Raw genomic sequence first — 11,475 nt, forward strand, 5'->3', positions numbered from 1 at the left:
GCCTGCCACAGGATGGGATCGCCGGCTTCGCCCGGCAGATCCACGCCCGGACCGGGATCGCGGTCTTCCCCGGCGGGACGGCCGGTGGTGCTGAAGAAGGCGTTCTTGCGGATGTCGAACGGCTTGACGATCTCGTCGTACGAGAAGTTGAAGTTGACCCGGTCGTAGTACCGGCCGGCGCCGCCGAAGATCACGGTGCGGCGATCTCCGAACACATCGTACGAGAAGCCGATGCGGGGCTGGAAGGCGCCCGCGAACGGATCGCGGTTGTTGCCGGTCGAGATGTAGTCGTCGCGGTTGAACCAGCTGGGGGCGTAGCCCGCGGGCTTGCCGCCGTCGGTCGAGGCGATCCACTGGTCCAGGCCCGCAATGACGCTGGCCGGGGTCACGTAGTCATTGTTGTTGGCGTTGGTCTCATAGTCCCAGCGGAGGCCGAGGTTCAGCTCCAGCTGGTCGGTGATGCGCCAGTCGTCCTGGACGTACAGGCCGATGACGGTGTTATCCAGATCGACCTCGGGGAAGGCCTGACCCAGTTCGACGCGGTAGGGCACCGTGGTGCTGCCGCTCAGCTCCGGCCGGCCGTCGACGTCGTAGTAGAAGTTCGGGTTGCGGCCGAACTGCTTGTTCACCTCGTAGTTCTGAAGCGAGACCTTGCCGCCCAGCTTGATGGTGTGGAAGCCGTTCAGCTCGACATCGTTGAACGTCACGTCGTCGCGGAAGGTGATGGCGTTGTCGTGGATGTCCTGGATGCTGTCCCGACCGCCCAGATTGATGATGGCGGCGCCGCCGAAATAGTCCGGCTGGAAACCGGGCGTGCCCGCATCGGTGTCATTCTCGAAGAGGCGGTAGGTCGCCCCCGCATCCGAGAAATTCGCTGCGCCCGGGTTGTAGTTGTAGTCGCGGTAATCGACGGCGAACTCATTCAGGAACGAGTCCGTCTGCCACTGATAGCGAAGGTTGCTGGTCAGGGTGGTCTGCTGAAGATTGTTGGCGCGCTCGAACGAGTCCGCGCCGCCGAAGTCGCGCAGATCGGATTCGTCCCGGTAGGTGATGCTCCAGTCGACCAGATGGCCGTCAGCCGGCTGCCAGCTGAGCTTGCCGAACATCAGGTCTTCCTCGAACGGCGCCGCGAACGTGCCGATGTACTGTCCGAAGGCGCTGACGAAGCGCGGGTCCTGACGGCCCAGGTTCACCGTGCGCGCGCGGTTTTCCTGCTTGTGCTCATAGGTGCCGAAGAAATGCAGGGAGTCGCGCACGATCGGACCGCCCAGGGCGAAGCCGTACTGCTGCACCTCCAGATCGATCTTCGGGTCTCCGCGCTGCTCGGAGAAGGTGTCCTGCGCGATCATGTCCTGGTCGCGGTAGGTGCCGAAGATCTCGCCGTGGAACTCATTGGTGCCCGAGCGGGTGACGGCGGTGATGATCGCCGACGAGGCCTGTTCGTACTCGGCCTTGAAGTTCTGGCTGACGACCCGGAACTCCTGGATGCCGGCCTGCGGGAACGGGTTACCGCGGCTGTCGTCCTGACCGATGATGCCGCCGGCGATGACGTTGGACTTCAGGCTGGCGCCGTCGATGAAGGCATTGACCGATTCCGCGCGCTGGCCGCCCGCGGTGATGGTCTGCTCGTCCTCGTTCAGCGACAGCCTGACGCCGGGCGCCAGGGCCGCGAAATTGAGGAAGTTGCGGTTGATCTGCGGCAGGCTGTTGATCTGCTGGGTCGTGACGTTGGTGGCGTTCTCCGGCGTGCGGACTTCGGCCAGGCGGCGGCCGGTGACGACCACGTCGCCCAGATCCGTGGCGTTCGGGTCATCCGCGGTGACGACCGGGGCGCCGACCGACAGATCCAGGTCGCCGACCTGGCCGACGCCGATGGTGACGACATCCGAGGCGGTCTCGCCGTCGGCCGTGGTCACGGTGACCTCATAGGTGCCGGGACGCAGGCCCGACAGCACATAGCCGCCGTTGGCGTTGGCGGCGGTCCGGGAGGTGAAGCCCGAAGCGGTGTCGCGCGCCACGATCGTCGCGCCGGCCTCGGCCACCCCCTCGTCCGTCACCGATCCGCGGATCGTCGACGTCGTGACCTGGGCCGAAACCCCGCCGGCGCACGCCAGCGAGACGGCGAGGGCCAGCGCGGAGGCTGCCCCCATGTACTGGATGGATTTGCGGGTCATCAGGATTTCTCCCCCTTCAGAGATGTCGTGTCGGCGTCTGCGCGGAGGCGCCCGCCGGATGTTGTGGTTCGGGATGTCGCCGGTTGGCTGGACGGCCGCACGACCAGTTCGGGCCGTACGACCTCGCAGGCGGTGTCGGCGACGGCTTCGCCCGCTGCGTTGATCAGACGGACGACGCGCTCGAGGGCGTTGCGTCCGGTTTCTGCAATCCGGATTCTCAGGGTCGTCAGGGCCGGCCGCACCAGGCTGGCGATCGGCACATCGTCGAATCCGACGATGGCGACGTCCTCGGGCACGCGCAGTCCCGCGTCCTGCAGGGCCAGCATGGCGCCGACGGCCATGTTGTCGTTGCCGGCGAAGACCGCGTCGGGCCGGGCGTCGCCCCGGGCGAGGATCTCGCCGGCGTCATGCCCCGAGCTTTGGGTAAAGGCGCCCTCGACCACGGTCGTCGGCAGGCCGGCCCCGGCCATGGCCTCAAGATAGCCCGCCAGCCGCGTCTCGGCTTCGAGGTTGCCGGTGGGGCCCGAGATGTGGGCGATGCGCCGGCGCCCCGTCGCGATCAGGTGCTCGACCGCCTGGACCGCGCCGCCATGGTTGTCGACCACGATCGAGGGCCGGCTGGCGTCCGCCCCGCCGTTCATCAGCAGGATGGGCGTCCGCCCCGCGAGGCCCGCGGCCAGGTTGGCGGCGTCCAGATGGGGCGACAGCACGATAAGGCCGTCGACGCGGCCCCGCATCGAGCGGATCGCGGCCGAAGCCTCTTCCGCGTCGTCATGGGAGCTGGAGACGATCAGGTGATAGCCGAGCGACCGGGCGGCGACGTCCATGCCCCGGATCAGCTCGGAGAAGAATTCGCCATACAGGTCCGGCAGGATGACCCCGACCGTATGGGTCTTGCTGGTCGACAGGCTGCGGGCGCCCGAATGGGGCACGTACTGCAGGGCGTCGGCGGCCTCGAGCACCCTGGCGCGCGTCGCCTCGGTGACCGGGCCCGCGCCGTTCAGGACGCGCGAAACCGAAGCCACGGACACGTCGGCCCGCTCGGCGACATCGCGGATCGTGGCCGCCTTCATGCCGCCGCCGTCGCGCAGATTCGCGGGATCGCTGTCAGCGTCAAAACATCATCCTCCCTCGGCATTTCCGGTCCCGGCCCGCTTTGCGCGGGTCCGTCCGAAAAAAGCCATCTGGCCGATTGCAAGAATGTAATCGGTTACGTAACCGATTACATGACACACTAGTCACGCCGCCCGCAAGTGCCCTAGTTTGGTCACATCAAGGTTGTGTCGGCGGGGCTACACGCGTACCGACCACGGCCAAAACCGATCCGCCAGTTCGCTTCCAGCTTTTCGAGGCTCCTTCAGATGACATCAAAAAACACAGGCAACTATCGGTTTCCCGAAGGTTTTCTGTGGGGCGCCGCAACGGCCGCCTATCAGATCGAAGGCTCGTCCATGGCCGATGGCGCGGGCGCGTCCATCTGGGACCGCTTCAGCCACACTCCGGGCATGATGTTGAACGGCGACACCGGCGACGTGGCCTGCGACCACTACAACCGCTGGCGCGAGGACATCGATCTGATGACCCGCCTGAACCTCCAGGCCTACCGGTTCTCGGTCAGCTGGAGCCGGGTGATGCCGGAGGGCCGCGGGGCCATCAATGCGAAGGGCCTCGACTTCTACGACAAGCTGGTCGACGGCTTGCTCGAGAAGGGCATCGAGCCTCTCTGCACCCTGTATCACTGGGACCTTCCGGCCGCGCTGGACGACCGCGGCGGCTGGCTGAACCCCGACATCGCCGACTGGTTCGCCGACTACGGCCAGGTCCTGTTCGAGAAATTCAAGGGCCGGGTGAAGACCTGGGGCACGATCAACGAGCCGTGGGTCATCGTCGACGGGGGCTATCTGCACGGCGCCCTGGCCCCCGGCCACAAGTCGGCCTTCGAGGCCATGATCGCCGGCCACAACGTCCTGCGCGCCCACGGCGCGGCGGTGAAACGCTTCCGCGAAGTCGGGGAAGGCCAGATCGGCATCGTCCTCAACATCGAGCCGAAATACAGCGCCTCGGACAAGCCCGAGGACGAGGCCGCCCGCAAACGCGCCGAGGCCCAGATGAACCGCTGGTTCCTCGACCCCCTGATGGGCCGCGGCTATCCGGAGGAGCTGAAGGACGTCTACGGCGAGGCCTACCGCGAGTTCCCGCAGGAAGACTTCGACCTGATCGCCCAGCCGACCGACTGGATGGGCCTGAACTGGTACACCCGCGCCGTGCCCGAGAACGCGCCCGACGCCTGGCCCGTCCGCGCCCGCCCGGTGAAACAGGTCCAGCACGCCCACACCGAGACCGGCTGGGAGGTCTATCCCCCCGCCCTGACCGACACCCTCGTCTGGCTGCATGAACAGACGGGCGGCAAACTGCCGCTGATGGTCACCGAGAACGGCTCGGCCTGGTACGATCCGCCCCACGCCATCGACGGCCGCATCCACGATCCGATGCGCGTCGACTATCTGAAGAACCATCTGAAGGCCCTGCACGACGCCATCGGCAAGGGCGTCGACATCCGCGGCTACATGGCCTGGTCGCTGCTCGACAATCTGGAATGGTCGCTGGGCTATTCGAAGCGGTTCGGCATCACCCATGTGAATTTCCAGACCCAGGAGCGGACCATCAAGGATTCCGGCCTGCTGTACGCCGAGGTCATCAGGAGCCACGGCGCGGTGCTGGACACGCTGTGACCGTCCGGCGCGAGGCCAGCTGCCGTTGCGGCGCCCTGAGGGCGGTCTGCGAGGGCGAGCCGGTCCGCGTCTCGGTCTGCCACTGCCTGGCCTGCCAGCAGAGGACGGGGAGCGCCTTCGCCGCCCAGGCGCGGTTTCCGGCGGACCGCGTCACGATCACCGGCGAGGCCCGGGTCTGGACCCGCGTCGCCGACAGCGGAAACACGACCGACTACAGCTTCTGTCCGACCTGCGGCTCGACCGTCCACTACAGCGGCGGCAACTTCCCGGACGCCGTCGCCATCCCGCTGGGCGCCTTCGCCGACCCCGGCTTTCCGGCGCCGAAATTCTCGGTGTGGGAGGAGCGTAAACACCCGTGGACCGTCGTGCTCGGCGACGACGTCGAACACATGGACTGACGCTCAGCGCACCCGCGCGTAATAGGCCTCGATCAGGTCGAGCCGGGCGCCGAAGGGAACCGGCTTCGCTTCCGGGCCGTCATTGGTGAACTCCAGCAGGCGGTCCCGTTGCTCGCCGAACTCGGGCCAGACGGGCCGCCCTTCCCCGTTCGGATCGCCCGCCGCCGCAAACCGCGCCCAGTAGTCCGCCATGGCCGTCGCCGCACGCTCATCCCGTTCGCCCATCGGGCGCCCGACGGTGTGCAGGTTGTCGAACACATAGGGCCGCTCGGAGGCGTGGGTGGCCCCGCCGCTGGGTTCCGGATTGGACACCGGAACGACGTCGAACCTGTACAGATACGTCGGATGCCCGTTGGCGGCGTGCAGACGCGCCAGATGACGGGCCGGCTCGTTGAAGGCCAGATCGCTGACCACATGGGCGTTGTAGCCGTCCTCGCCGCCATAGGCCGCGTACAGATCGGCCCGCTCCTGCGGCGTCAGGGCGTCGTCGATCGCGCCGTAGGGGCTGATCTCCGACGGCTTCATCCACCAGAACTCGGCGCTGTTCGTGCCGATGATCAGCGGGACCGGGGCCTCGCGCCCGGCGGCGAAGGCGGCCTCGACATCCTCCGTGACCAGCCGGCCGTCGATGACCAGATTGTCCCCGCCGTAGAAATTCGGCGCCGGTCGCAGCAGGGCCTCCGCCGGGATGGCGCGCAGTTCGGTCGCCGTGGTCGCTCCCACGATCCGGGCGAAGGCCGCGCCACGATCCTGCAGCGACAATCCGCCGATGGCCGAAGGCGCATCCAGGGGCACGCCGCTGTCCCGGCCCAGACCTGACTGAACCACGGCGCGGTGGAACAGCCCGCGCGCCCGGGGCGAGGTCATCAGCCGCGTCACGGCCGCCCCGCCGGCCGACTCCCCGAAGACGGTGACATTGCCGGGCTCGCCGCCGAACGCCGCAGCATTGTCCCGCACCCACTCCAGGGCGGCGACGATGTCCATCATTCCATAGTTGCCGCCCGGCTCGCCCGGCTCCCGTTCGGCGGCCAGCGCCGGATGGTCGAAGAAGCCGAGCCGCCCGAGCCGGTAGTTGACGGTCACCACAACCACGCCGCGCTTCGCCAGATTGCTGCCGTCGTACAGGTCCGCCGTGCCGGAGCCGTTGTTGAACCCGCCGCCGTGAATCCAGACCATGACCGGCCGCGGCCCTGCGGAGGCCTCGGGCGCCCAGACATTCAGCGTCAGGCAGTCCTCGCTCATCGGCAGCGGCCCCACGCCCGGATCGCCGTTCGCGGGCGGCTGGATGCAGATGGCGCCGACCTGTCCCGCGTCACGCTCGCCGCCCCACGCCTCCGCCCGTTCCGGCGCCCTCCACCGCAGCGCCCCGACAGGCGGCCGGGCGTAGGGGACGCCCTTGAAACTGCTCACGCCCGCCTCGGCCCGGCCGACCAGCACGCCCTGCTCGACCACGATGCGGGGATCGGCGCGGTCGTCGGGCGGAGGGGTCCGGCCTGGGGTCATGATCAGAGCCGCCGCGAGGAAAAATACCAGGGACATGCGCCGACACTAGCGCGACCGCCCGCCATGTCTCAAATAGCCAGGGTCGAGCGCGCATTTCGACCGAATGAACCAAAGACGGATCAAGGCGTTATGGCCCGGATTGGGGTGAGGCTCTATTGAAGCAACTGGCGGAATCGGGCGGCCTGGCGGTCGATCTGGCGGATGCGTTCGACGCGTCCCCGAACCCCTATGTGTTGCTGACGCCCGACCTGCGGATCGCCGGCGCCAACCGGGCCTATCTGGAAGTCACCCGCAGCGCTCGCGACGCCATCATCGGGCGTCCCCTGTTCGCCGCCTTCGATTCCGGCCCCGGCGAGGAGGCCCCCGAGAACGTGCGTCAGGTGAAGGCCTCGCTGGAAAAGGCGCGGGACACCCGGCAGCGCGATCATCTGGCCATGGTGCGTTTCTCGATGCCGACCGGGTCGGACGGTCCCACGCCGGTTTTCGAGGAGCGCGTCTGGAGCGCCACCCACACGCCGATCCTGAACGCCCAAGGCGAGGTCATCTGGCTGCTGCAGCACACGTCGGACATCACCGAACTGGAACAGCTGCGCGAGAGCACGCGCGACCGGAAGGCGGGCGCGCGAACCCTGGACGCCATCGTCGGCGGCGGCGTGCTGGCCCGGGCGCGGCAGGTCCAGGAGGACAACCGGCGCCTCGCCGAGGAGCGCAATCGCCTGCAGGACATGTTCATGCAGTCGCCGGGGTTCGTCGCCGTCCTGGCCGGCCCCGACCACGTCTTTGAATTCTACAACGACGCCTATCGCCGGCTGATCGGCGATCGCGAGATCCAGGGGCTGCCCATTGCCGAAGCTCTCCCGGAGGTGGTGGGCCAGGGCTATGTCGACATGCTCGACGGCGTGTTCGAGACCGGCGAGCCGGTGCAGGGTCAGGCCAGTCTGGTCCAGCTCCGCCGGTCCCCCGGCGAGGCCCCGGAAGACGCCTATGTCGACTTCTTCTATCAGCCGATCCGCGACTCCGACGGGGCCATCATCGGCGTCTTCGTCCAGGGCCACGACGTCACGGACGGCGTGCGGGCCGCCGAGCGCCAGAAGCTGATGATCGACGAACTGAACCACCGGGTAAAGAACACGCTCGCCACGGTTCAGTCGATCGCCATGCAGACCGCCCGGTCCCATGCGGACCCGAAGACCTTCGCCGAGGGCTTCCAGGCCCGGCTGCTGGCCCTGTCGCACACCCACGACCTGCTGACCCGCAGCCACTGGGAGGGCGCGGATCTCGCCGCGGTCCTGGAGCATGAGACCGAGGCCCACGGCGCCCATCGCGTGACGCTGAACGGTCTGCCGGTCGCGCTCGGGCCGGCCGCCGCCCTGTCTCTGGGCATGATCTTCCACGAACTGGCCACCAACGCCGCCAAATACGGCGCCCTCTCGGCGCCCGAGGGCCGGGTGCTGGTCGACTGGTCCGTCTCGAACCAGTCGCGGCCCGTGCTGCATCTGAGCTGGCGCGAGCTGGACGGCCCGCCCGTCTCCCCGCCCGAGCGCCGCGGTTTCGGCAGCCGGCTGATCGAACGAAACGTGCGCCACGATCTGGCGGGCGAGGTCAAACTGGACTACGCAGGCGACGGTTTCAGTGCGGACCTTTCGATTCCGCTCGATCGCGGGACACAGTCATGAACGCACCCCTGACAGGACGGCGGGTTTTGGTCGTCGAGGATGAATCCCTCGTCGCCATGCTGCTTGAGACGATCCTCGAGGACATGGGCTGCACGCCGGTGGGTCCGGCCGCCAATATCGACGACGGCATGGCCATGGCCACGGACGGCGAACACCTGGACGCGGCCCTGCTGGACGTGAACGTCGCCGGCCGCCAGGTCTTCCCGGTCGCCCAGGCGCTGAAGGACCGCGGCATCCCCTTCGTCTTCTCCACCGGCTATGGCGAGGGCGGCCTGCCCGAGGAATGGCGCGGCCAGGCCACGATCCAGAAGCCCTTCACCGAAGCCGCCGTCCGCGACGCCCTGATGAAGGCGATGGGCGTCGAGCAGGTTTGAGCGGCTAGTGGCTAGTGGCTAGTGGCTGGCCGCCGGTTGCGTGATGGCGCTGTCCGCGCCGCCCCTCCGCGATCAGTGTAGAGACAATCACTAGCCACTAGCCACTAGCCACTCTCCCGCCCCTAGCGCCCAAGGTCCTTCAGCACCGCCCTCGCCGCATTGTGGCCCGGGGCGCCCGTGACGCCGCCGCCCGGATGGGCGCCGGATCCGCACAGATAGAGGCCCGGGACCGGCATCCGATGATCGGCGTGGCCCAGCACCGGGCGGGCGCTGAACAGCTGATCCAGCGACAGCCGGCCGTGGAAGATGTCGCCGCCGACCAGGCCGAAGCGCCGCTCCAGATCGCGCGGTCCCAGCGCCAGCCGGCCCACCACCGAGGCCTTGAAGCCCGGCGCATGGGCGTCGACCGTGTCGATCATCAGATCCGCCACCGTATCGCGGTGCTCGTCCCCGAGATCGGGCGAGACATGCTGGCAGAACAGGCTGGCCACATGCTGTCCCGGCGGCGCGAGGGTGTCGTCCAGGGTCGAGGGGATCAGCATCTCGACGATCGGGTTCGACGACCAGCCGTTCAGCCGCGCCTCGGCATGCGCCCGATCCATATAGCCCAGCGTCGGGGCGATGATGATGCCGGCCGTCAGGTGGTCGCCCGTTCCCGGCAAGGCCGTGAAGTTCGGCAGCTCCGACAGGGCCACATTCATGCGGAAGGTGCCGGAGCCCGACTGGTAGTTGCCGATCCGCTCGCGGAAGTCCGCCGGGACCACCGCATCATCCACGAACCGTTCGAACAGCAGGCGAGGATGCAGGTTGGACACCACGGCTCGCGCCCGGATCACGTCTCCGGCTTCCGTCACCGCTCCGACGGCCCGCCCCTTTTCGGTCAGGACCGAGGCGATGGGCGTATCCAGCCGCACCTCGACGCCGGCTTCGGCGCAGGCGGCGGCTATGGCCTGGGTGATGGCGCCCATGCCGCCGATGGCGTGGCCCCAGACGCCCTTGCGCCCGTTCACCTCGCCGAACACGTGATGCAGCAGCACATAGGCCGAGCCGGGCGTATAGGGGCTGGCGTAGTTGCCCACGACGCTGTCGAAGCCGAACAGGGCCTTGATCGGATCGCTCTCGAACCAGCCATCCAGCCAGTCCCCCGCCGACTTGGCGAACAGGTCCAGCAGGTCGCGCCGTCCCTGCGTGTCCAGCCCCGCCGCCTGTTTGCCGAGGGACGCGCTCTTCAACAGTTCCGGGAGCATGGCCATCCAGCCGCCCTCGACCATGTTGGGCGGGGACTTCAGGATCCAGTCGCGCAGAACAGACGCCACCACCTCCAGCCGCGCCTCATAGTCCGGGAGCCGATCCGCATCGCGCGCCGAGAATTTCGCCAGTTCGCCCTGCGTCCGACCCTCGCCCGCGAGGAAATAGCGCCCGTCGTCGAAGGGCAGGAAGTTGGAGACCTTGCGCTCGACCACCCGCAGGCCGTGCCGCGCCAGCTCCAGATCGGCGATGATCTTCGGGTTCAGCAGGCTGACGGTATAGCTGGCGGTGGAGTTGCGGAAACCGGGATGGAACTCCTCCGTCACCGCCGCCCCGCCGACGACGTGCCTCCGTTCCAGCACCGTGACCCTCAGTCCGGCCTTGGCCAGATAGAAGGCGCAGACGAGGCCGTTGTGGCCCCCGCCGAGGATGACGACGTCGGTAGTGGTTGTGGTCATGCAGGGACTAGGTTCCAAGGGTCAGGGTTCAGGGAGGGGTCACCGGTTTAACCGGCCCGCAGCATCTTCCCTAGCACCTAGACCCCAGCCCCTAGAACCTCCTCTTCCGGCCGGTGCACCAGCGACACCAGAACCACGCTGATCATCATCAGCAGGAACCAGCTTCCCAGCTTGTCGATCGAGACCGGGTGCCAGCCCTCGGTCTGGGACGGATAGACCCAGGCGTTGGCGTATGTGCCCAGGTTCTCGGCCAGCCAGATGAAGACCGCGACCAGGAAGAAACCCAGCAGGAAGGGCATCCTCCGACGCGTCCGGTCCGGCGTGAACCAGAACCAGCCGCGCCCGAACAGCAGCACCGTCGCCGCGAACAGGCCCAGCCGGATGTCCGGCAGCCAGTGATGGGCGAAGAAGTTGACGTAGATCGCCGCCGCCAGAACCCAGGTCGTCCACGGCGGCGGATAGTGGCTGAACCGGATGTCGAAGATGCGCTGGATGCGGGCGATGTAGCTGCCGACCGCCGCATACATGAAGCCCGAGAACAGGGGCACCATGCCGATGCGCAGGATGCTGTCCTCCGGATAGATCCAGGATCCGTGCTGCGTCTTGAACAGCTCCATGATCGTGCCGACGACGTGGAAGACGAAGATCACCCTCGCCTCCTCCCAGCTCTCCAGCTTCAGCGCCAGCATGGCCGCCTGGATGGCCAGCGCCCCGACGACCAGGAAGTCGTAGCGGCTGACGGGGGCGTGATCCGGCCACCACAGATGCGTCCCCAGCAGCAGGGCCAGCATCGCCCCGCCGAACAGGCAGGCCCAGCCCTGTTTGACGCCGAACATCAGGAACTCGAAGCCGTACCGGCTCAACGCCCGCCGGTCGGCCCACGTCTGGAGGCGGCCCAGCCAGTGACGGCCC

Annotated in this window: 9 protein-coding genes; 4 read left to right on the forward strand and 5 right to left on the reverse strand. The window is 67.9% G+C overall.

Annotated elements, in window-relative coordinates:
- Both V6M42_RS08035 and V6M42_RS08040 read right to left on the reverse strand, forming a co-directional pair.
- Positions 1-2,174 (reverse strand): TonB-dependent receptor (locus V6M42_RS08035; protein WP_332678121.1); only part of this gene is annotated, 2,174 nt, incomplete at its 3' end.
- Positions 2,174-3,247, reverse strand: a complete 1,074-nt coding sequence (locus tag V6M42_RS08040; protein ID WP_332678122.1) for a LacI family DNA-binding transcriptional regulator — start codon at positions 3,245-3,247, stop codon at positions 2,174-2,176. The genes V6M42_RS08035 and V6M42_RS08040, both read right to left, overlap by 1 nt.
- Before the next feature lie 288 nt (positions 3,248-3,535).
- On the opposite strand from V6M42_RS08040, the gene V6M42_RS08045 reads away from it, so the two are divergent.
- Entirely contained in the window at positions 3,536-4,906 is a 1,371-nt protein-coding gene (locus V6M42_RS08045) for a GH1 family beta-glucosidase (RefSeq protein ID WP_332658397.1), read from the forward strand.
- The gene (locus V6M42_RS08050) at positions 4,903-5,304 is read left to right on the forward strand and encodes a GFA family protein (protein WP_332678123.1); all 402 of its coding nucleotides are present in this window, start codon (positions 4,903-4,905) and stop codon (positions 5,302-5,304) included. The genes V6M42_RS08045 and V6M42_RS08050 overlap by 4 nt, the downstream gene beginning before the upstream one ends.
- Positions 5,305-5,307: 3 nt before the next feature.
- On the opposite strand, the gene V6M42_RS08055 is transcribed toward V6M42_RS08050, so the two are convergent.
- Complete coding sequence (locus tag V6M42_RS08055; RefSeq protein ID WP_332678124.1) at positions 5,308-6,807, reverse strand: carboxylesterase/lipase family protein; 1,500 nt, start codon at positions 6,805-6,807, stop codon at positions 5,308-5,310.
- Between the two features lie 155 nt (positions 6,808-6,962).
- Here V6M42_RS08055 and V6M42_RS08060 point away from each other — a divergent pair, with 155 nt between their 5' ends.
- Together V6M42_RS08060 and V6M42_RS08065 are read left to right on the forward strand one after the other, a co-directional pair.
- The gene (locus tag V6M42_RS08060) at positions 6,963-8,483 is read left to right on the forward strand and encodes an HWE histidine kinase domain-containing protein (protein ID WP_332658403.1); all 1,521 of its coding nucleotides are present in this window, start codon (positions 6,963-6,965) and stop codon (positions 8,481-8,483) included.
- Complete coding sequence (locus tag V6M42_RS08065) at positions 8,480-8,857, forward strand: response regulator (RefSeq protein ID WP_332678125.1); 378 nt, start codon at positions 8,480-8,482, stop codon at positions 8,855-8,857. The genes V6M42_RS08060 and V6M42_RS08065 overlap by 4 nt, the downstream gene beginning before the upstream one ends.
- A 122-nt stretch (positions 8,858-8,979) precedes the next feature.
- Here V6M42_RS08065 and V6M42_RS08070 read toward each other — a convergent pair whose 3' ends face one another.
- Both V6M42_RS08070 and V6M42_RS08075 read right to left on the reverse strand, forming a co-directional pair.
- Complete coding sequence (locus tag V6M42_RS08070; protein ID WP_332678126.1) at positions 8,980-10,563, reverse strand: phytoene desaturase family protein; 1,584 nt, start codon at positions 10,561-10,563, stop codon at positions 8,980-8,982.
- Between the two features lie 77 nt (positions 10,564-10,640).
- Complete coding sequence (locus V6M42_RS08075) at positions 10,641-11,462, reverse strand: DUF817 domain-containing protein (RefSeq protein WP_332678127.1); 822 nt, start codon at positions 11,460-11,462, stop codon at positions 10,641-10,643.
- Positions 11,463-11,475: the final 13 nt, after the last annotated feature.

Source organism: Brevundimonas sp. (genome assembly GCF_036677305.1).
GTDB lineage: Bacteria > Pseudomonadota > Alphaproteobacteria > Caulobacterales > Caulobacteraceae > Brevundimonas.

Bases quoted from the DNA above. Each gene is read 5' to 3' on its own strand.
- V6M42_RS08040 (WP_332678122.1), bottom strand. From the start codon at position 3,247: ATGAAGGCGGCCACGATCCGCGATGTCGCCGAGCGGGCCGACGTGTCC.
- V6M42_RS08045 (WP_332658397.1), top strand. From the start codon at position 3,536: ATGACATCAAAAAACACAGGCAACTATCGGTTTCCCGAAGGTTTTCTG.
- V6M42_RS08055 (WP_332678124.1), bottom strand. From the start codon at position 6,807: ATGACCCCAGGCCGGACCCCTCCGCCCGACGACCGCGCCGATCCCCGC.
- V6M42_RS08065 (WP_332678125.1), top strand. From the start codon at position 8,480: ATGAACGCACCCCTGACAGGACGGCGGGTTTTGGTCGTCGAGGATGAA.
- V6M42_RS08070 (WP_332678126.1), bottom strand. From the start codon at position 10,563: ATGACCACAACCACTACCGACGTCGTCATCCTCGGCGGGGGCCACAAC.